The 19,578-nt window shown below is 74.2% G+C and carries 22 protein-coding genes and 1 pseudogene; 12 read left to right on the top strand and 11 right to left on the bottom strand.

What is annotated here, in order from left to right:
* Both AXW62_RS07450 and AXW62_RS07445 read left to right on the top strand, forming a co-directional pair.
* Positions 1 to 441 (top strand): molybdopterin dinucleotide binding domain-containing protein (locus AXW62_RS07450; RefSeq protein WP_289305994.1); only part of this gene is annotated, 441 nt, incomplete at its 5' end.
* A 71-nt stretch (positions 442 to 512) separates the two neighbouring features.
* Positions 513 to 1,415 (top strand): SCO4651 family lipoprotein, encoded by a 903-nt coding sequence (locus AXW62_RS07445; RefSeq protein WP_060943788.1) that lies wholly within the window; start codon positions 513 to 515, stop codon positions 1,413 to 1,415.
* Positions 1,416 to 1,488: 73 nt separating this feature from the next.
* Here AXW62_RS07445 and AXW62_RS07440 read toward each other — a convergent pair whose 3' ends face one another.
* The 3 genes from AXW62_RS07440 to AXW62_RS07430 form a co-directional block, all read right to left on the bottom strand.
* Positions 1,489 to 1,743 carry a DUF5133 domain-containing protein gene (locus AXW62_RS07440; protein ID WP_060943787.1) on the bottom strand — a complete coding sequence of 85 codons (255 nt, stop codon included), beginning with the start codon at positions 1,741 to 1,743 and terminating at the stop codon, positions 1,489 to 1,491.
* A 137-nt stretch (positions 1,744 to 1,880) separates the two neighbouring features.
* Entirely contained in the window at positions 1,881 to 3,002 is a 1,122-nt protein-coding gene (locus tag AXW62_RS07435; protein ID WP_060943786.1) for an epoxide hydrolase family protein, read from the bottom strand.
* 52 nt (positions 3,003 to 3,054) lie between these two features.
* Positions 3,055 to 4,536 (bottom strand): MFS transporter, encoded by a 1,482-nt coding sequence (locus AXW62_RS07430; protein ID WP_060943785.1) that lies wholly within the window; start codon positions 4,534 to 4,536, stop codon positions 3,055 to 3,057.
* 51 nt (positions 4,537 to 4,587) lie between these two features.
* Between AXW62_RS07430 and AXW62_RS07425 the strand changes: the two genes are divergently transcribed.
* Entirely contained in the window at positions 4,588 to 5,172 is a 585-nt protein-coding gene (locus AXW62_RS07425) for a CGNR zinc finger domain-containing protein (protein ID WP_060943784.1), read from the top strand.
* A 160-nt stretch (positions 5,173 to 5,332) separates the two neighbouring features.
* Here AXW62_RS07425 and AXW62_RS07420 read toward each other — a convergent pair whose 3' ends face one another.
* From AXW62_RS07420 to AXW62_RS07410, 3 genes are all read right to left on the bottom strand, one after another.
* Positions 5,333 to 6,859 (bottom strand): FAD-dependent oxidoreductase, encoded by a 1,527-nt coding sequence (locus AXW62_RS07420; RefSeq protein ID WP_060943783.1) that lies wholly within the window; start codon positions 6,857 to 6,859, stop codon positions 5,333 to 5,335.
* Positions 6,860 to 6,899: 40 nt separating this feature from the next.
* Positions 6,900 to 7,445: a hypothetical protein gene (locus AXW62_RS07415; protein ID WP_060943782.1), complete on the bottom strand. Its 546-nt coding sequence runs from the start codon at positions 7,443 to 7,445 to the stop codon at positions 6,900 to 6,902.
* A gap of 246 nt (positions 7,446 to 7,691) precedes the next feature.
* On the bottom strand, positions 7,692 to 8,294 hold the full coding sequence (locus AXW62_RS07410) for a class I SAM-dependent methyltransferase (protein ID WP_060943781.1): 603 nt from the start codon (positions 8,292 to 8,294) through the stop codon (positions 7,692 to 7,694).
* 306 nt (positions 8,295 to 8,600) lie between these two features.
* On the opposite strand from AXW62_RS07410, the gene AXW62_RS07405 reads away from it, so the two are divergent.
* Positions 8,601 to 9,299: a helix-turn-helix domain-containing protein gene (locus AXW62_RS07405; protein WP_370682894.1), complete on the top strand. Its 699-nt coding sequence runs from the start codon at positions 8,601 to 8,603 to the stop codon at positions 9,297 to 9,299.
* A gap of 129 nt (positions 9,300 to 9,428) precedes the next feature.
* Here AXW62_RS07405 and AXW62_RS07400 read toward each other — a convergent pair whose 3' ends face one another.
* Positions 9,429 to 10,883: a serine hydrolase domain-containing protein gene (locus tag AXW62_RS07400; RefSeq protein WP_060943780.1), complete on the bottom strand. Its 1,455-nt coding sequence runs from the start codon at positions 10,881 to 10,883 to the stop codon at positions 9,429 to 9,431.
* Positions 10,884 to 11,293: 410 nt separating this feature from the next.
* Here AXW62_RS07400 and AXW62_RS07395 point away from each other — a divergent pair, with 410 nt between their 5' ends.
* Positions 11,294 to 12,328: an enoyl-CoA hydratase/isomerase family protein gene (locus AXW62_RS07395; RefSeq protein ID WP_060943791.1), complete on the top strand. Its 1,035-nt coding sequence runs from the start codon at positions 11,294 to 11,296 to the stop codon at positions 12,326 to 12,328.
* A 324-nt stretch (positions 12,329 to 12,652) separates the two neighbouring features.
* Here AXW62_RS07395 and rpsN read toward each other — a convergent pair whose 3' ends face one another.
* Both rpsN and rpmB read right to left on the bottom strand, forming a co-directional pair.
* A complete protein-coding gene (gene rpsN / locus AXW62_RS07390; RefSeq protein ID WP_030824268.1) occupies positions 12,653 to 12,958 on the bottom strand; it encodes a 30S ribosomal protein S14 in 306 nt (101 codons plus the stop codon).
* Positions 12,958 to 13,194 (bottom strand): 50S ribosomal protein L28, encoded by a 237-nt coding sequence (gene rpmB / locus AXW62_RS07385; RefSeq protein WP_060943779.1) that lies wholly within the window; start codon positions 13,192 to 13,194, stop codon positions 12,958 to 12,960. The genes rpsN and rpmB overlap by 1 nt, the downstream gene beginning before the upstream one ends.
* A gap of 89 nt (positions 13,195 to 13,283) precedes the next feature.
* Here rpmB and rpmG point away from each other — a divergent pair, with 89 nt between their 5' ends.
* The 6 genes from rpmG (at position 13,284) to AXW62_RS07355 (ending at position 17,512) form a co-directional block, all read left to right on the top strand.
* On the top strand, positions 13,284 to 13,448 hold the full coding sequence (gene rpmG / locus AXW62_RS07380) for a 50S ribosomal protein L33 (RefSeq protein ID WP_026252351.1): 165 nt from the start codon (positions 13,284 to 13,286) through the stop codon (positions 13,446 to 13,448).
* Positions 13,449 to 13,453: 5 nt separating this feature from the next.
* Positions 13,454 to 13,711 (top strand): type B 50S ribosomal protein L31, encoded by a 258-nt coding sequence (locus AXW62_RS07375; protein WP_060943778.1) that lies wholly within the window; start codon positions 13,454 to 13,456, stop codon positions 13,709 to 13,711.
* A complete protein-coding gene (locus AXW62_RS07370) occupies positions 13,708 to 14,874 on the top strand; it encodes a GTP-binding protein (protein WP_060943777.1) in 1,167 nt (388 codons plus the stop codon). The genes AXW62_RS07375 and AXW62_RS07370 overlap by 4 nt, the downstream gene beginning before the upstream one ends.
* A gap of 61 nt (positions 14,875 to 14,935) precedes the next feature.
* Positions 14,936 to 15,178 (top strand): 30S ribosomal protein S18, encoded by a 243-nt coding sequence (gene rpsR, locus AXW62_RS07365; protein ID WP_060943790.1) that lies wholly within the window; start codon positions 14,936 to 14,938, stop codon positions 15,176 to 15,178.
* A 494-nt stretch (positions 15,179 to 15,672) separates the two neighbouring features.
* Positions 15,673 to 16,683 (top strand): cation diffusion facilitator family transporter, encoded by a 1,011-nt coding sequence (locus AXW62_RS07360; protein ID WP_060943776.1) that lies wholly within the window; start codon positions 15,673 to 15,675, stop codon positions 16,681 to 16,683.
* Positions 16,684 to 16,858: 175 nt separating this feature from the next.
* Positions 16,859 to 17,512: a YceI family protein gene (locus AXW62_RS07355; protein ID WP_030824288.1), complete on the top strand. Its 654-nt coding sequence runs from the start codon at positions 16,859 to 16,861 to the stop codon at positions 17,510 to 17,512.
* Positions 17,513 to 17,544: 32 nt separating this feature from the next.
* Here the strand turns inward: AXW62_RS07355 and AXW62_RS07350 are convergent, their stop codons facing one another.
* Positions 17,545 to 17,919 carry a winged helix-turn-helix transcriptional regulator gene (locus AXW62_RS07350; RefSeq protein ID WP_030824290.1) on the bottom strand — a complete coding sequence of 125 codons (375 nt, stop codon included), beginning with the start codon at positions 17,917 to 17,919 and terminating at the stop codon, positions 17,545 to 17,547.
* A 143-nt stretch (positions 17,920 to 18,062) separates the two neighbouring features.
* On the opposite strand from AXW62_RS07350, the gene AXW62_RS07345 reads away from it, so the two are divergent.
* Positions 18,063 to 19,049, top strand: coding sequence for an NADP-dependent oxidoreductase (locus AXW62_RS07345; RefSeq protein WP_063817531.1), 987 nt, complete (start codon positions 18,063 to 18,065; stop codon positions 19,047 to 19,049).
* Positions 19,050 to 19,228: 179 nt separating this feature from the next.
* On the opposite strand, the pseudogene AXW62_RS07340 reads toward AXW62_RS07345, so the two are convergent.
* Positions 19,229 to 19,578 (bottom strand): annotated as a pseudogene (locus AXW62_RS07340) (FAD/NAD(P)-binding protein); the annotation flags it as partial.

The raw sequence follows: 19,578 nt of genomic DNA, 5'->3' as shown, positions 1-19,578 counted from the left end.
GGGCCGGAGGCCGGGTCCCCCTACCCCTTCTGGCTCGTCGCCAACAACCCCGCCACCCGCCTGCACAGCCAGCTCGACCACGGCGAGCTGAGCGCGTCGTCGAAGGTCGCGGGCCGCGAGCCGGCCCGGCTGCACCCAGGGGACGCCGCGGCGCTGGGGGTGCGGGACGGCGACGTGGTGCGGATCCGCAGCGCCGTCGGCAGCTGTCTGGCCGGTGTGGTGGTCAGCGACGCGGTGCGTCCCGGAGTGGTCCAGCTCGCCACCGGCGCCTGGTGGGACCCTTCCGCGCCCGAGGTGGCCACCTGCGTCCACGGCAACCCCAACGCCGTCACCCAGGACATCGGCACCTCGCGGCTGGCCCAGGGCTGCACCGGTCAGCTCACCCGTGTCGCCCTCGAACGCCACGACGGCCCCCTGCCCCCGGTCCGTGCCCATGAGTAGCGTGTCGTCCGCTCCTGGTACTGTCCCGGATCACAGAGAAACGAACAGAAGTTCTGCAAGGGGTGGGGTTTATGGCCATGGTCGCACATAAGGGACATGGCAGGGGTGCCCGAGTGGCCGGTGCCGTGCTGGCCGCCGTGCTGCTCTGTGGCGGCGCGGTCGGCTGCGGGTCGTCGGGGTCGGACGGCGCGTCGCGGGACAAGGCGGAGGAGAAGTCCTCGGAGCAGGTGCGGATGGCGCCCGCGGCGGCCGTGCGGGCGGCGGCCAAGAAGAGCGAGAAGCTCACCTCCTTCCGCTACCGGATGACCGGGAGGACCCCCGAGGACGGGCGGATCGAGGGCGAGGCGGCGATGAGCACCGAGCCGGTCGCGGTCCGCATGAAGATGCGCGCGCTCAGCCAGGGCCCGGACGAGGCGGTGGACATCCGGCTGCTGAACGGGGTGATGTACCTCAACGGAGGCAAGGAGGCCGCCGCCGAGCTGGACGGCAAGAGCTGGCTCAAGCTCGACCTCTCGGCCCTGGGCGAGAAGGCGACCGGCGCACTGGCCGGCGGTTCGCTCTCCCGCCAGGCCGACAAGAACCCGGCCGACGACTCGGCCTTCCTCTCCGGCGCCGACCATGTGAAGCGGGTCGGCGAGGAGACCATCGACGGGGTGCGGACCACCCACTACCGGGGCACCATCACCCTCCGTCAGATGCGCGAGAGCCTGAAGGACGAGGACGCGGCGACCCGCGAGCGCCGCGAGAAGAGCCTCAAGGCGTACGAGGAGATGGGGATCGACCGGCTGTCCATGGACATGTGGATCGACCCGGACGGCCACACCAAGCGGTTCCGCATGCGCGGCGACGCGGACAAGGGCCCGCTGGACATGACCATCACCTTCTCCGGCCTCAACGAGCCGGTCACGGTGAAGGCGCCGCCGGCGAACCAGACCATGGACCTCTCCCAGCTGATGCAGGGGATCGAGGGCTGATCCGGCGGGGCGCCCTCGCCGTGATCCGGCGCCCCGGGCCTCAGACGGACGCTGTTGGCGCCACCGGCATCCGTCAGACGGCCGGGGCGCCCGTCCCGGCCGTGAGGGGCGTGTCGACCTCCACCCGCGCGCCGGGCAGCCGGTGCCGGCGGCGATCAGGGCGGCGTCCACAGCCCGAGTCCCGGTCGAGACGGATCCCGGTCGAGACGCACAGGGTGGAGGCGAGGCCGTCCATGCGCTGCCGTATCTCGGCGCCGCCCGATCCGGCGTGCAGCATCCGGAGCGTCGGAGTACCGACATGTCTCGCACCGTCGTGCTGTTCCGCCATGCGGAGGCCGACTCCTCGTTCGAGGGCGACGCTCACCAGCGTCCGCTCGCCGAGCGCGGCCGTCGCTTTGCCGGTAACCCGGGGGACGGACAGGACCCTCCCCTGGGCGCGGGCTTCCCAGGGGGTGGCACGGACGGTCAGCGGAACAGGCGGAAGAACCCGCGCACCTGCTGGACCAGCGACTCCGGCTGCTCCAGCGCGGCGAAGTGGCCACCCTGCGGCAGCTCCTCGAACCAGCGCAGGTCGGTGAACCGCAGTTCGGCCTCCCGCCTCGACGGGCGGGTTATGTCGCGCGGGTAGACCGACAGCCCGGATGGCGCGGTCACCTTGTCCCGGAAGTTGGCGAAGCTCTCCCAGTACAGGCGCGCCGACGACGTGGCCGACGCGGTGAACCAATAGACCGAGATCTCGTCGAGGATCGTCTGCCGCGACAACGCGTCCTCGGGATGGCCGTCGTTGTCCGTCCACGCCCAGAACTTCTCGGCGATCCAGGCGGCCTGCCCCGCCGGGGAGTCGGTGAGGCCGTAGCCGAGCGTCTGCGGCCGGGTCGCCTGGATCGCCGAGTACCCCCGGCCGGTGCGCTGCATCTCCTTCTCGGCCTCGAGATTCGCCAGCTCCGCGGGCGTCGGGTCGTCGAACGTGCCCGCCGCCACGGATCCCAGGTTCAGGTGCACGCCGGCGACCCGCTCGGGCGCCACCTCGCCCAGCGCCGCGGACACCGCCGAACCCCAGTCACCGCCCTGCGCGCCGTACCGTTCGTAACCCAGCGAGACCATCAGCGTGTCCCAGGCACGCGCGGTGCGGGTGATGCCCCACCCGGTCGTCGACGGCTTGTCACTCCAGCCGTACCCGGGCAACGACGGCGCGACCACGTGGAACGCGTCCGCCGGGTCACCGCCGTGTGCGCGCGGGTCGGTCAGCGGGCCGAGGACCTCGAGGAACTCGAGCACCGAACCCGGCCACCCGTGCGTGAGCACGAGCGGGAAGGCGTCCGGCTCCGGCGAGCGGACGTGCAGGAAGTGGATGCCCAGCCCGTCGATCGTGTCGCGGTACTGCGGGAACACGTTCAGCCGCTCGGCGAACCCGAAGTCGTAGTCCTCGGCCCAGCTGCGGCAAAGCTCCTGCGCATACGCCAGCGGCAAGCCCTGTGACCAGTCGTCCACCGGCTCGCGCTCGGGCCACCGTGTCCGTCGCAATCGTTCACGCAGGTCCGCGATCTCGGCTTCGGTGATGGTGACCTCGAATGGCTCGGCGGACATGGCAACGCTCCTCACTGGTCAAGGCGTCATCGGATCAGGGGCAGGTGGACCGTCATCGCGGGCTCCCACGCATGGCGTCGGGTTCGGGGCGGCGGTCGGCGGTAGGGCACCGGGTCAGGCTGAGGACGAGTCCGGCCAGGGGGAGTGCCGCGAGCGCGGCGAGGGCCACCGGCACCGGCACGATGCCGGACAGACCCGCGACAGCGGCCGGACCGATCCCGCCACCCAGGGCGTTCATGAAGTTGAGCAGGGACTGTGCGGTGTCGCGGTCGTCCGCGGCGACCAGGTCCGGCGCGAGGCTCACCAGTACGGCTTGGGCGCCGGCGAACCCGCACACGGTCAACGCCATGCCGAGGACAATCGGGATCGGCCCGGTGAAGAGCGCGACCACCAGCACGCCGACGACGGTGAGTGCCGCAAGCCCGGCCGACACCTGCCAGCCGGTGAACCGGTCGGTCAAGGTGCCGACCAGCCGCCCGGCCAGCACCGAGCAGGCGGCGGCCGGGACCAGGAGCACGCCGGCTTCCAGGGGGCCACCGCCCGTGGCCTGCTCGATCAGCGACGGGGCGCGGAACAGCACCCCGTAGTAGCCGGCGAAGACGGTCCCGCCGATGAGCCCGGCCGCCAGGAAGCCGCGGGATGCGATCACCCGCCGAGGCACGAACCCGTCGGGCGTGCTGCGCACGCGCCACCACAGTCCCACGGCGGCGAGCGCCCCGGCGGCAGCCACGACGAGCGTGACCGGAGCGGGCAGGCCGACCGAGTGTGCCTGCAGCAATGTGATCAAGGAGCCGGCGAGTACCGACAGCACGGCCGCGCCGACGATATCGAGTCGCCCGGTCGAGCCGTTTCGCTCGCCGCTGCCGCTGCCGCTGCCGCTGCCGCTGCCGCTGCCGCTGCCGCTCCGCGTCAGCGCGCGCCTACTCGGCAATGCGGCCAGCAGGAGGGGCAGCGCGAGGGCCGGGATCGCGAGCACGGCACGCCACCCGAGCCATGCGGTCACCGCCCCGCCCAGCAGTGTCCCGCACCCCGACGCCGTCGCGCTGGCCGCCGCGATGATTCCCAGGGCGCGGATCCGTTGCCGCCCGGGAAGGGCGGTGGCCGCGGCGAAGACGGCGATCACGGTCGCGCCCGCCCCGGCGCCGCCGATCAGCCGGCCGACGATCACGACGGACAGGGTCGGCCCGGCTCCGGCGAGCACGGAGCCCGCGGCGAGCGCCACGACCCCGGCGACGAGGACCTGGAAGGGGCTCCAGCGGACCAGCAGCCGACCCGCGACCGGCATCGTGAGCGCGGAGGTCAGCGACCACGCGGCGAGAATCCATGCGGTGGCCCCGAACGGCACCGCGAGTGCGCGGCCGATGGCCGGCAGGGCCACCGACGGCGCTCCCAGCGCCACGTACATCGGCAGCACCAGCATCCCCAGAGTCAGCCCCAGCCGACGCCCGTCCGGGGCGCCGGTTCGCTCCGGTGCCGGGGCCCCTCCGGACGGGATCGTCTGCGGTGTCGTCCCCTGCCGAGTATGTTGTGACATCCTAAAGCTCCTTTGGGTGTAACGTTATGAGGCAGTGAGGAGACACGTCAAATGCAGGATGCGTGTTACAGCCCATGGGCGGTCCAGACGGCCGTCGACCTGGCCAACACCTTGCGGCCGGTCAAGGGAGAGGACGCGCTCGAGACCGTGGAGCAGCTCCGGGACTTCCTCGACGACCATCCCGCGGCCGAGCCTCCGAGTTCGGCCGCGAACCAAGGGACCGGTCCGCGGCATCTCACCCGCGCCGACCTGGCGGAAGTCCGCGCGTTGCGCGAGACGGTGCGTGAGGTGCTCGAACGGGCGAACGCGGACGCGGTCGAAGCTGCGGCTCTGATCAACGACGGTCTGCGTCGCAGCCGCGCCACCCCGGTACTGCGCCACGAGGACGACCGCTGGTGGACCGAGGTGACCTCCGACACCGACCGCTGCTCGGCGCACCTTGCCGCGACTACGCTCAGCGCACTGGCCTCCGTGATCGCCACGCTCGGTCCCGCCCGTCTCGGCGTATGTGCCGGGCCGACCTGCCGGGCCACCTTCGTGGACCTCTCGCGCAACGGCTCGAAGCGGTACTGCACCCGAACCTGCGCACACCGGGCCAGCGTCGCGGCCTACCGGAGCCGGCGCAGCCCGCGTTGAGCGCCGGCACCTGACCCTGCCGGGCCGGCGCCGGCGAGAACCGCGTCAGCGCTCTGGCGAGTGGCACACCGCAGCCGGCCGTCCGGGGCCAAGATCATCCCGTGGCGGGGTCTGGCGTATCCGGGTCACACCCCATGTCCGCTTGTCCGCTCTCGCCGGATCACGTGTCGCGCCGCTCCAGCGGCCGGTTGGCCGGGCCCTGCAGCACCCGGCCGTCGGTTCCGAAGCGGGAGCCGTGGCAGGGGCACTCCCAGGCCCGCTCGGCGGCGTTGAACGCGACGACGCAGCCCAGGTGGGTGCAGGTGGCCGAGACCGCGTGGACGGTGCCCTCCTCGTCCCGGTAGACGGCACAGCGCCGCCCGTCCAGGCGGACCACGGCCCCGGTGCCCGGGGCGATCCGGTCGACCGGGCCGGTGTGCGCGGTGCTCAGCCGGTCGCCGATGAAATGCCGCCCGACCCGGACCTGGTGGCCGATCAGCGCCGGGGCCTCGCGCAGCGCCGGCCACAGCCGCCGGGGGTCGTACAGCCCGGCCCACGGCGGACGCTCACCGCCGATCAGCGCGGTGAGCAGCCGGCCCGCCATGATGCCGCCGCTCAGCCCCCAGCCGCCGAAGCCCGTCGCGACATAGGTGTGGCGCGCGCCCGGGTGGAAGGGGCCGACCAGCGGCACGGTGTCGGTGGGGTCGTTGTCCTGGGCGGCCCAGCGATGGGTGATCTCCACGCCCGGGAACCGTTCCCGGGTCCAGCCGGCCAGCCGTTCGAAACGCTCGGGGGTGCCCTCGGCGCCGGGGGTGAAGGACTCCCCGGTCACGATCAGCAGCCGCCGCCCGTCGCCGTACGGCGCGGTGCGCACCGACCGGGTGTGCCGCTCGGGGGTGAGGTACGCGCCGTGGGGGTCCTGGCCGGCCGGGAGGGGCGCGGCCACGACCAGTTCGCGGCGCGGTGTGAGCCGGGCGAACAGCAGCGCCCGGTCGAACACCGGGTAGTGGGTGGCGACCACCACGTCCCCGGCCGTCACCACCGCCCCGCTCTCCGTGCCGACCCGGCACGGGGTGCCCTCCTCCAGACCGGTGGCCCGGGTGTGCTCATGGATCCGCCCGCCGCGGGCGCACAGGTCCGCGGCCAGCGCGAGGAGGTACTTGCGCGGATGGAACTGCGCCTGTTCCTCGACCCGGACCGCGCCCGCGACCGGGTACGGCAGCCCAGTCTCCGTCACGTACGAGGCGGGCAGCCCCGCCTCGCGGGCGGCCTCCGCCTCGGCGCGGAGCTGGTCGGTGCGCGCCGGGTCCTCCGCGTAGCTGACCGCCGGGACGCGCTCCAGCTCGCACTCGGCGCCGAGTTCGGCGGCGATCGCCACGGCCCGCTCGACGGCGTCGGACTGCGACCGTGCGTACATCCGGGCGCCCTCCGGGCCGCGGGTGCGGCGCAGCCGGTCGTAGACGAGCCCGTGCAGCGCGGTGAGCTTGGCGGTCGTGTGGCCGGTGACGCCCGCCGCGATCCGGCCCGCCTCCAGTACGGCCACGCGGTACCCGGCACGGGTCAGCTCCCAGGCGGTGCTGAGCCCCGCGACACCGGCGCCGACGACGGCGACATCGACCTCCACGTCCTCGGTCAGGGCCGGGTGAGGGGTGCCGGGCGGCGCGGTGCCCATCCAGTACGACTCGGACACTCCGGGAAGTTCATTCATCGGCCCCGAGTGCCCACCGGCGACGCACCGAAGCGGGCCGTTACCGCGCGGTCCGCCCCGGGGCCCGGGACGCCAGCAGCGCCGAGGCGGCGCGGGCGTGCAGCGAGTCCAGGGCGGTGAGCTGCCGCCCGGCCCGCTCCAGCAGCGCGGCGAGGCGGTCCGTCCGCAGCCGGGTGTCATGGACGGCCACCGCGAGCAGCGAGCGCCACAGCAGCGCCTTGCCCTCCACCCCCAGGCGCAGCGTCTCCAGCCCCACCAGCGTGTTCACCCCGGAGCGCCGCCGCGTCCGGCCGCCCTGCGTAAGCCGTGCGGCGCGTTCGGCCGCCCGCGCCGCGTGGACCTTGGCGCGGCGGACGGGGATGCCGAGCGAGGCCATGCACCGCAGCAGCGACCTGCGGTCCTGGATCAGTTCCGCCGTGAGCCTCGCCAGCTCGCCGCCGTACGCCGAGCGCCGGTGCCCGCGGGCCATCCGGCGGGCCAGGCCGATCCCGGCGGTGGCGGCGGCCAGGTGGTCGTTGAGGTAGATCCCCAGCCACGGCGGCGCGTCCCTCGCGCCGCCGGACCGGGCCGCGGCGGGTACAGCCATGGTCGTCCTCCCGACGCCGTTCCCCGAGCAGTGCTGTCGCCCCGGGGAGTACCCCCTGCGGGGGTGGCCAGGAGACGGCGGTCGGCTGTCTCACCTGGCCGGGCGGCGCACTGCGTCGCGGGGCGGGCTCACGGCAGGCGCCGGGGCAGCGTTGTCGGCCCGGGGGGTACCCCCTGCGGGGGTGGCCAGGAGACGGCGGTCGGCTGTCTCACCTGGCCGGGCGGCGCACTGCGTCGCGGGGCGGGCTCACGGCAGGCGCCGGGCTCGCAGCACACTGTCGTGGGCGTGGTGGGTGCCGACGGGGGCGGGGGAGACGCGTGGACGGGTCTCGTTGACCAGGATGTCCCAGGCGGGGCCGAGGAGGCGGGCGATGTCGTCGGGCTGGTAGTAGTCGGCGGGGTCGAAGCCCGCCTCCTGACGCGCGGCCAGGTCCGCCAGGGCGTGGGTGGCGAAGAGCAGCGTGCCGCCGGGGGCGACGGCGTCCAGCAGACCGCGCAGCGCGGCGTGGCCCGGCTGCCGCTTGAGCGGGAAGTACTGGACGGACACCAGGTCGAAGGCGCCTGCCGGGGGCGGCGTGGTGAGCAGGTCGGCCCGTGCCCACGACACGCGGCCCCGGACGTCCGCGGCCGCGGCGGCGGCGCGGGTCAGCGCGACCCCGGAGATGTCGACCGCGGTGACCTGCCAGCCGCGCCGGGCCAGCCAGCGCGCGTCGGCGCCCTCACCGCATCCGACGTCGAGCGCCTGGCCGGGTGCCAGGCCGCTGGCCTCGGTGACGAGCACGCCGCCCGGGTCGCCGCTGAACACCTGGTCGCGGCTGCGGTACATCTCGTCCCAGTGCTGGGCGTTCATGGCGTTCGGTCCTCTCGTCGGTTCCTGGCGGTGGTCACGTGGGGTGCGCTCGGCCGCTGCCGTGGGCGTGGCCGCGCCGTCCGTGGGCCCCCGCCCGGCGCCTGGCCGGACGATGCGGCGGTATGCGACGGCTCCCGGACACGGACGCCGCCACTCGCCCCGCCGGGCCCGCGCCGGCCACCACCCCGTCGTACGGATCCACGCCCGCGACCCGGGCGTCCGGGAACACCGCGACGCACCTTCCGCCGCCACGGTCCCCCCAGCCGCGGCGTTCCGGCAAAGTTCTTTGCGGAAACCGCAAAACGAGTGCACGGTGAAGGGGTGAACGACGACCTCGACGCCGTACTCGCCGCGGTCGGACCCCGGTTGCGCGCGCTGCGCCGTCGCCGCGGGGCCACCCTGACCGCCGTGTCCGAGACCACCGGCATCCCGATCAGCACCCTGTCCCGGCTGGAGTCCGGCCGGCGCAGACCGGGCCTCGAACTCCTGCTGCCCCTGGCCAGGGCCTACCGGGTGCCGGTCGACGAGCTGATCGGCGCCCCGGCCGAGTCCGACCCCCGGGTGCGTCCGCGGCCGTTCACCCGCAACGGCATGACCATCGTCCCGCTGACCCGCGAACCCGGCGGGTTGCAGGCGTACAAGCACCTGCTCCCGGCCGGCCTGACCGACGGCCGCGAGCCCGACCCCCGCTCGCACGAGGGCTACCACTGGCTGTACGTCCTGCGCGGGCGGCTGCGAGTCGTCCTCGGCGACCAGGACTTCGTCCTCACCGAGGGCGAAGCCGCCGAATTCGACACCCACCTCCCGCACTGGTTCGGCAACGCCGACGAACGCCCGGTCGAATTCCTCAGCATCCTGGGCCCCCAGGGCGAGCGCGTCCGCATCAGGGCCCGCTACCGCCCCGACGACCCCCGTCCCCTCCGAGCGGCCCCGCGGACCCGCACCACCGGGGCGCCCGAGAGCCCCCGCTCCCCGGGGAACCGGCCGCCGGGAGCGGGGCGGTGAACCCCGCCGGCACGGGCCGGACCGTGGCCGGCACCCGGGCCCGCGCGGTGGCAGCGGCCCGCCCGGTGGCAGCGGTCAGCGCGGTGGCAGCGGCCCGCTCGGTGGCGGCGGTCAGCGCGGTGGCAGCGGTCAGCGCGGCCCGGGGGCGCGCAGCGAGCGCAGCGGCCCGCGGTGCAGCGGTGTGGTGCGCCACCGGGCGGTGAAGACGCGCTCCGCGAGGGAGCAGGTGACCACCAGGTGGTGCGGGGTCTCCAGGAACGCCACGTCCACGGTCAGCGTGTCCGGGTCCGTCCAGCCCCCGCTCACCGCCGTGGGAACGGGCGCATCCGGCCCCGTGTCGGTCCGCCACCCCGCCCCGTCGAGCCCCAGGTCCAGCCGGGCCGCGTCCTCGGCCAGCGAGACGGTCCACCCGCCGGTGCCGTCCTCGGCCACCGTGACCCTGGTCAGCGTCGGCTGATCCGCGCAGGCACCCCCTTCGGGGGCGAACGCGGCGCCCGACCACGCGGCGGCGTCCGTGAGCGGCGCGGGCTTGGCCGGGAGGGGCGGCAGCGCGAGCCGGGACAGCCGCCGCTCCAGCGCGGCGTCCTCGTCCGCGCGGCCGGTGAGCGGCGCGTCGCCGCACGCGGGCACCAGATGCTCCCACACCGCGTCCAGGACCTCCTGCGTCCGCAGCGTGTCCGCCGTCGCGGCGATCACCACGTCCTGCTCGGGCAGCACCAGGCAGAACTGCCCGTACGCCCCGTCGCCCCGGTACCCGTGCCGGGACATCCAGAACTGGAACCCGTACCCGCGCCGCCAGTCCGGACCCGGGCCCTCGCGCATGCCCACCTCGGTCGGGATCCGCTCCTGGGTCGCCTCGGCGACCCAGGAGGCCGGCAGCAGCCGCCTGCCCTCCCATACGCCGCCGCGCAGATACAGCAGCCCCAGCCGGGCGATCGCGTCGGTGGTGGCGAACAGCCCGCTGAAGCCGAGGTCACGGCCGGCCGGATGCTGCAGCCAGGCGGTCTGCCCGATGCCCAGCGGATCGAACAGCCGCGGCCGCAGATACTCCGTCACCGACTGCCCGGTCACCCGCTGGACGATCGCGGCGAGGGTGTACGTGGCGGGTTGGTTGTAGGCGAAGACGGTGCCGGGCGCGTGCTCCGGCGGAAGCAGCAGAAAGCCGCGCACGGGCTCGTGCGGGTCGAGGCCGAACGCCCGCTCCACGGTCTCCCCGGCATGCCCGCTGGCCATGGACGCGACATGGCGTACGAGCATGGCGCGGCTGCCCGGATCGGTGATCTCCGCCGCGAACTCGGGGAAGTACGAGATCACCGGATCGTCGAGGTCCAGCAGCCCCTCGGCGGCGGCCAGGCCCGCGGCCGTGGAGGTGAAGCTCTTGCTGAGGGAGTAGAGCAGCTGCGGCCGCTCGGCGGTGTACGGCGCCCACCAGCCGGAGGCGATGAGCCTTCCGTGGCGCAGGATCATCAGACTGTGCGGTTCGATGTCCGGCGCCCCCTCGACGGTGTCGAGGAAGGCGTGGACGCCCCGCGCGTCCACGCCTTCGGCGGCGGGGGTGCTGGTGGGCAGCGGATGAGCACTCATCAGACGGGTCCTCGGGGGTCAGTGGCGGCCTGCGCCCACCCTCCCCGGCGGGGGCGGCGGATGTCCAGCGGGATTCGCGCGGCGGCGGCCCGTCCGGGTCCGGAGCACCGCCGCGCCCCGGACGTCCGCCGCCCCGGTACCACGGTCCCGGACCCCGGCGCACGGCCCCGGACCCCGGAGGGTGGGCGGTCGCACGGCGGGCGGGGCTGTCACGGGCCGGTGGCGCGCTGAGAGGATCGGCGGTGCTGGATCGGTGGTGATCCGCGAACGCACCAGACGCCGGAAGGACCGAACGCCCCGTGACCGACCCCGTGACGGACCCCGAGACCGCCCCCGCGACTTCCGTATCCGCCCCCGCGACCCCCGCGACCCCCGCGGTCCCCGCGCCCGCCCTCGCGCCCGGCGACGTCGTGCTGGCGCGCACCGAGGGCCGCGCCGGATATCTCACCCTCAACCGGCCCCGCGCCCTCAACGCCCTCACCCACCCGATGGTGACGCGGATCGCCGAGGCCCTCACCGCCTGGGAGCGGGACCCGGCCGTCCAGACCGTGGTGATCGACGGGGCGGGGGAGCGCGGGCTGTGCGCCGGCGGTGACATCCGCGCGATCCACCAGGACGTGACCTCGGGCGGCGGCGCGGCCTCGAGGGCGTTCTGGCGCGACGAGTACGCGCTCAACGCCCGCATCGCCCGCTTCGGCAAGCCGTACGTGGCCCTGATGGACGGCATCGTGATGGGCGGGGGCGTCGGGGTCTCGGCCCACGGCGGTGTGCGGATCGTCACCGAGCGCTCCCGGGTGGCCATGCCCGAGACCACGATCGGCTTCGTACCGGACGTCGGCGGCACCCATCTGCTGTCCCGCGCACCGGGCGAACTGGGGACGCACCTGGCGCTCACCGGAGCGGCGGTGGGCGCCGCCGACGCCCTGTTGTGCGGGCTGGCCGACCACGTCGTCCCCTCCGGGCTGCTGCCCGCGCTGGCCCGGGACCTGGCCGCGGAGCCGGTGGCGGACGTGCTGCCCCGGTACGCGGTCGAAGCGCCGGCCGGGACCCTGGACGGCCACCGGGAGTGGATCGACCACTGCTACGCGGCGGACACCGTCGAGGAGATCGTGGACCGCCTGATGGCCGCCGGGGAACCGGCCGCCAAGGAGACCGCCGAGACCCTCCTCGCCAAGTCCCCCACGGCACTGAAGGTCACGCTGGCCGCCGTCCGCCGGGCCAGGGCGCTCGGTTCCCTGGAGCGTGTGCTGGAACAGGAGTACCGCGTCTCCTGCGCCGCCCTGTCCTGCCCCGACTTCGTCGAGGGCATCCGTGCCCAGGTGATCGACAAGGACCGCGCCCCGCGCTGGTCCCCGGCCGGTCTCGCCGAGGTCACCGACGCGGAGGTGGCCCGCTTCTTCGCCCCGCCCCGGGACGGCGAACTCCGCCTCGCCGACGCCCCGTAGCCGGATAGGCCCATCGACGTCGGCAGCCGAAATAGTGTGCCAAGCGGCCCACTGCCGTGTGGTGGCCCCGGGGGCGGTGGCCTGCTGCGGCGCGGTGGGCCCCCGGGGGCGGCAACCCGCCGCGTTGGCCCGGGGGCGGTGGCCCACTGCGGCGTGGTGGCCCCGGGGCGGCGGCCAACTGCGACATGGTGGCCCCGGAGTGGCGGCCCACTACGGCACGGTGGCCCCGGGGTGGCGGCCCACTTGGCGTGGTGGCCAACTACGGCACCGTGGCCCCCGGGGCGGTGGCCCACTACGGCACGGTGGCCCCGGGGCGGCGGGCGGTCACCAGCTGCTCTTGGTCACCCCGGGCAGCTCACCCGCGTGCGCCATCTCGCGCATGCGGATCCGGGACAGGCCGAAGGCGCGCAGATGGCCGCGGGGGCGGCCGTCGACGGAGTCGCGGTTGCGCACGCGGGTGGCGCTGGCGTCGCGGGGCTGGCGGCGCAGTTCCCGCTGCGCGTCCAGCCGTTCCCGTTCCGAGGCCCGGGGGTCGGCGATGACCGCCTTCAGCTCGGCGCGGCGCTGGGCGTAGCGGGCGACGACGGCCCGCCGCTGCTCATTCTTGACGATCTTGCTCTTCTTCGCCATCAGACCTTCCCTCCCCGGGCGCGGATACGGGCCACGGCCGCCTCGATGCCGATCGCGTCGACGGTCTTGATGGCCTTGGCGCTGAGGGTGAGCCGGACGTGGCGGCCCTCGCTCGGCAGCCAGTAGCGCTTGCGTTGGACGTTGGGGTCGAACCGGCGCTTGGTGCGGCGGTGCGAATGGGAGATGCGGTGGCCGAAGCCGGGCTGCCGGCCGGTGAGTTGGCAGTGGGCGGACATGGTCCCTCCGTTCGGTGGTGTGGTCGGGATGCCGCGGCAGCGTAGCAGCTAGATGAAAATGAAAACCACTTCTGTGTATGCTACGGCGCATGGCACGCAACGAACTACGCCCGATCATCAAGCTGAGGTCCACCGCGGGCACCGGCTACACGTACGTGACCCGCAAGAACCGGCGGAACGACCCCGACCGGCTGACCCTGCGCAAGTACGACCCGGTCGTCGGCCGCCACGTCGACTTCCGCGAGGAGCGCTGACCGCCATGAAGCCCGGCATCCACCCCGCGTACCGGCCCGTCGTCTTCCGTGACCGGGCCGCCGACTTCGCCTTCCTCACCCGCTCCACCGCCACCAGCGACACCACCGTCGAATGGGAGGACGGCAACACCTACCCGGTCATCGACGTCGAGATCTCCTCGGCGAGCCACCCCTTCTACACCGGCACCCAGCGGGTCCTGGACACCGCCGGACGCGTCGAGCGGTTCGAGCGGCGCTACGGACGCGGACGGAGGGGCCGGTGACCGCGGACGACACCCGGCTGCCCGTCGCCGTCGTGGGCGGACTGCACGCCGACGCCCGCCGCGCCGCCGTCGAGGAGATCCTGCGCACGGTGCCCGGCTCCGTGGCCCTGCACCACGACCTCTCCGCCGCCACCGACCGCGCCGTGCGCCGCACCGTGCGCGACGCCTCCGGGCCGCTCGGCGAGGGTGAGGCGCCGCTGGTGAACGACTGCGCGTGCTGTGCGCTGCGCGAGGACCTGGTCCCCGAACTGCTGCGCCTGGCCACCGGCGGCGGACACCGGCTCGCCGTCGTCGAACTGTGGGACTCCGTCGAACCCCAGGCCATGGCCGCCGTCATCGCGGACGAGGGCGCCCCGCTGGAACTGACCGGAGTGGCCACCGCGGTCGACCCGGCCCTGATGGTGCCGTACCTGGCGAACGGTGACGACCTGGCCGATGTGGGCCTCGCCGCCGCGCCCACCGACCAGCGCACCATCGCCGACACCTTCGCCCGGCAGCTGGAGTACCCCACGCTGATCGCCGTCGCCGAGGACACCACCTGTGACGAGGTCGCCGACGAGGGCGACCACGCACTGCTCACCCAGCTCACCCCGGGCGCACGGCATCTGCGGCTCGGCGAGGGGGCCCTGGGGCCCGCCCTGCTCCAGGGGTTCGACACCGCGGCGGCGGCCGCCCGCCTCCACCCGGCCTGTGCGCTGCTGCCGCAGGAGGGCGACGAACACGGGGTGGCCACGGTGGTCTGGCGGCGCGAGCGGCCCTTCCACCCGCAGCGGCTCTACGCGGCGCTGGAGGATCTGACCTGCGCCGCGGCCCGCAGCCGGGGCCGCTTCTGGCTGGCGGACCGGGGCGACACCCTGCTGTCGTGGGACGCGGCGGGCGGGGCCCTGTGTGTGGAGTCGGCCGGGCCGTGGCTGGCCGCGCTGCCGGACGCCGCCTGGGAGATGGTGCCGGCCGAGCGGCGGATCGCCGCCGCGCTCGACTGGCACCCCGAACACGGCGACCGCTGCCAGCATCTCACCTTCACCTCGCCCGGCCTGGACCGGGACGGGCTGCTGGCCCTGCTCGACGCGTGTCTGCTGACCGACGCCGAGTACGCGGCCGGGCCGGACGCCTGGAGCCGGCTGCCACACGCCTTCGATGAACTGCTCGACCCGGTGTCCTGACCTCGGCACGGACACCGCACGCACCGCGAACAGCACGCACCGCGAAGAGAAGGACCCGATGATGACCCGACGCCCCCATCCCACCCGCCGGGACGCCCGGCGCGACCGTGGCAACCCGCTGGACAAAGCGGGTGTCACCGTCATCGACTACAAGGACACCGACCTGCTGCGGAAGTTCATCTCCGACCGCGGCAAGATACGCAGCCGCCGGGTCACCCGGGTGACCCGGCAGCAGCAGCGCCTGCTCGCCCGCGCCATCAAGAACGCGCGGGAGATGGCGCTGCTGCCCTACGGTTCGCGCTAGCCGCGCTGTCCGGACAGGGCAGCCAGGGAGCACGGCCAGGGCCTCTCGCCACAGGGGGCGCCCCGCTCCCGGCGCCCGGCACGGCACCTCGCCGCGCCGTCGCACCGCCCGGGTATGCCCTGTACGAGAGCGATGCTCCGCCTCGCGATGCTTCCGCGGGCCGTCGCTGAGAGGTGCCTCCTCCGCATCGAACACCGCTCGCGGCCGGACGCCCCCTTGTCGACGGACCCCAGGAGCTCGCCGGTTCGCCGGATCGGTGCTGTCGGCCGCGCCGTCCGGATCGCGGCCGAGGGGCTCCGGCGCCGTCCGGACGGCGGGGCCGGACGTCGTGACCGCCGTTGGGCAGCCGGCCGCCGGGGTCCCGGGGCCGGAGAACGCGGTGGCCACACGCCACGAGTGGCGCGCGGCCCGGCCCTGGCGCGGCCGTTCGGCGGGCGGACGTCCTCCGCGCTCCGACTGGTGCACGGGTGCGCGTGTATGCACATAATGGCCGTATGGAACCGCATCAGCACAGAGGCCGGTCCCACTGGCGGCACCGGCTCGCGCATCTGCTGAGACCGCACTCGCACGAGTCGGCCGAGAAGGTCGATCCCGCGCTGGAGTCGTCGGCCGAGGGCATGCGTGCCCTGTGGCTCTCCCTCGCCGTCCTGGGCGCCACCGCGCTCTTCCAGGCCGCGGTCGTCATGGTGTCCGGCTCGGTGGCGCTGCTGGGCGACACCGTCCACAACGCCGCCGACGCGCTGACCGCGCTTCCGCTCGGCGTGGCGTTCGTCCTGGGGCGCCGCGCGGCCAACCGCCGCTTCACCTACGGCTACGGCCGCGCCGAGGACCTGGCCGGGATCGTCATCGTCCTCACCATCGCCGCCTCGGCGGCCCTGGCCGCCTACGAGGCCGTGGACCGGCTGCTGCACCCGCGCGGCATCTCCCACCCGGGCGTCGTCGCGGTCGCGGCGGTCCTCGGCTTCCTCGGCAACGAATGGGTGGCCCGCTACCGGATCCGGGTCGGGCGCCGCATCGGCTCGGCGGCCCTGGTCGCCGACGGGGTGCACGCCCGCGCCGACGGCTTCACCTCCCTGGCGGTGCTGCTGGGCGCGGGCGGTGCGGCGCTCGGTCGGCAGCAGGCCGACCCGGTCGTGGGCCTGGTCATCACCGCCGCGATCCTGTTCGTCCTCAAGGACGCGGCCCGCGAGGTGTTCCGCCGGCTGATGGACTCCGTCGACCCGGCGCTGATCGACACCGGTGAGGCCGCCCTGCGCCGGGTCCCCGGCGTGCTGGGCGTGACCGAACTGCGGATGCGCTGGATCGGCCACCGGCTGCGCGCCGAGGTCACGGTCGAGGTGGACGGCGGCCTGGACCTGCGCGCGGCGCACGATGTGGCGGTCGGGGCCGAACACGCCCTCCTGCACGCGGTGCCCCGGCTCACCGCCGCCCTGGTGCACACCGATCCGGCGCCCGGCCCGGGCGCGGAGGACCCTCACCGCCTGCTGGCCCACCACGCGGCGTGAACCGGCCAGGGTGCCGACTGCCAACGGGCGACAGGCTTGCGGCTACCATGACCGCTTACGGAGCGGAAGGAGACCTCGGACGGTGTCCAACACGGCACTTATCGAAGGTCCTTGTGGATCCGACGGCTGATCAGGGGTTGCGTCACCCCCTCGGTTGAAAGTAACAACGGGTGGCATGAACTTGTTCAGCCGTACCTCCCGCCGCGCGGTCGCCGAAGCCGCACCGGCGGTTCCCTCTGCCCGGACGGCGTCCGGCGCCGCTGTTCTGCCCGCCCCCGGCCTCGAGGCTCTCACCGGGGAGTGGATCGTCGACCCGGCGCACAGCCGGATCGGGTTCTCCGTCCGGCACGCCATGGTGACCACGGTGCGGGGGGCCTTCACCGAATTCGAGAGCCGCCTGTACTTCGACGGCCGTGACCCGCGCCGCTCCCGGGCCGAGGTCCTGCTGTCCACCGCCAGTGTCCAGACCGGTGTCGAGCAGCGGGACGACCACCTGATGGGCCGCGACTTCCTGGACGCCAGAACCTACCCGCACATCCGCTTCGTGAGCACCGCCGTACAGCTCGCGGGCCCGGACCTGTACCGCATGGCCGGGGACCTCACGATCCGGGACGTCACCCGCCCCGTGGTGCTGGAACTCACCTACATCGGCCATGTCACGGACCCCTTCGGCTACCAGCGGGTGGGCTTCGACGGCACCACCACCATCAACCGTTCCGAATGGGGGCTGACCTACAGCGCCAAACTGGCCGAGGGCGGTGCCCTGGTCAGCGAGAAGGTCCGCCTCCAGTTCGACATCGCCGCCATCCGTACGGCCCCCGTCGACTGAGGAGCCCCCGCCGGGGAGACGGCGCCCCGCCGTCACACCGGCTTCGTGGGCGCCGTGGCCAGATCCACGTTCTCCTCGACCCACAGCCGCAGGTTCTTCAGCGGCACGGACGCGCTGTGGCCCAGCGGCGAGAGTTCGTACTCCACGTGCAGCGGGACGGCGGGGTAGACGGTCCGGTCGATGAGGCCGGCCCCCTCCAGGCGGCGCAGTGTCTGGGTGAGCACCTTGGGGCTTATTCCCTGGAGGCGGCGCTGCAGCGCGCCGAACCTCAGGGGGCCTTCCTCCAGCGCCCCGATGGCCAGCGCCGACCATTTGTTGGCGAGCAGGTCGAGCATGCCGCGGCACGGGCACTGGGCCTCGTACACATCGTGGTGATCGTGCTGGCCTGTAGGGCATCGCGTGCTCATGGTGGGCCTTCCCGGCGTTCGTGCGGCCTGCTACTTCCCTTTGGATAGTAGTGTCCCTTGTGGGTAACCAGTCCCCTGAGGTTAGCGTGCGGTCACGCCCCGGAGAGCGGGCGTGACGAGATCGGATGGCTCAGGAGGTACACATGTCCACGTCCACGTCCACGTCCACATCCACGTCCACGATGCGTGCGGTGGTGCAGGACACGACCGGTGGTCCGGAGGTGCTGCGGGTCGCGGAGGTCGAACGCCCGCGGCCGCTGCCCACGGAGGTGCTGGTGCGGGTGCGCGCCGCCGGTGTCAACCCGGTGGACTGGAAGACCCGCCAGGGCGCTGGGATGGCCGGGGTGCTCGGCGAGCCGCCGTTCATCCTGGGGTGGGACGTCTCCGGTGTGGTCGAGGAGGTCGGGTTCGGCGTGACCACGCTGGCCCCGGGCGACGAGGTGTACGGGATGCCGTGGTTCCCCCGGGAGGCGGGCGGCTACGCCGAGTTCGTGACGGCTCCCTCGCGCCAGTTCGCGGTCAAGCCGGCCACCTTGAGCCACGAGGAGGCGGCGGCCGTGCCGCTGGCGGCGCTGACGGCGTGGCAGATCCTGGTGGACACCGCGCGGGTGACGGCCGGCCAGCGGGTGCTGGTGCACGCCGCCGCCGGGGGCGTCGGACACTTCGCCGTCCAGTTCGCACGGCATCTGGGGGCGCGGGTGGTGGGGACCGCCCGGGAGAGCCGCCACGAGTGGCTCCGCCGGCTCGGAGCGGCGGAGCTGGTCGACTACACCGCGCAGCGCTTCGAGGACGTGGTCGAGGACGTCGATGTGGTGATCGACCTCCTGGGAGAGGACCTGGACGCCACCAGCACCCGCTCCCTGAAGGTGCTCAGGAAGGGGGGCCTGCTGGTGGCCGTCCCCGGCGGTGTCGGCCCCGAGCTGCGCCGGGCCGCGGACGAGCGCGGGGTGCGCACCAGCGGCTTCCTCGTCGAGCCGGACGGCGCGGCCCTGACCACGATCGCCGCGCTGATCGACAAGGGTGAGGTCGCGGTCGAGGTCGAGGACGTCTTCCCGCTGGAGGAGGCCGCCCGCGCCCATGCGCGCGGAGAGGACGGCCACACCCGCGGCAAGCTCGTCCTGCGCGTGTGACACGTCCTGGCGTGTGCTACGTCCCGGGCATGTGCCACGTCCCGCGTGTGTGCCACGTTTGGCATGTGACACGTCCCTGCCACGCCCCGCGTCGGCGAGGACGGCGGTCAGCGCGAGGTACGGCCCCGCCGGCCGGGGCCGGTCGACCGGCGCGCCTCGCCCCGCGAGGTTGCCGCCGCTCATGCCCGGACGCGCGGCGCCACCGGCGAGGCGGTCGTGAGCGTGTCCATCACGGCGGCGGCCACGTCGGCCGCCTGGGCCCGGATCTCGGGGATCGCGGTGGACTCCCACAGCTCCCCGCGCCGCGTGGCGCCGAGCGTCCACAGCGGTGCGTCCGGCCCCTCCGCCGATCTGACCCGCCCGTCGGGGAGGGTGCTCAGGCCGAGGCCGAGCGGCCCGGGAGCGGCCAGCCCCGCCGCGAACAGCTCCCTGGGCAGCGGATCGGGGACCCGGCGCGCGTCGGTCTGCGGGCCCGTGCAGTTGACGACCGCGCCGACGGCCAGCCGCCGCCCGTCGGCCAGGCCGACCC

It is taken from the genome of Streptomyces hygroscopicus subsp. hygroscopicus, assembly GCF_001553455.1.
In the GTDB taxonomy this organism is placed as follows: domain Bacteria; phylum Actinomycetota; class Actinomycetes; order Streptomycetales; family Streptomycetaceae; genus Streptomyces; species Streptomyces hygroscopicus.
Note: the sequence above shows the minus strand (reverse complement) of the source record. Positions and strands in the feature narration are given on the sequence as shown.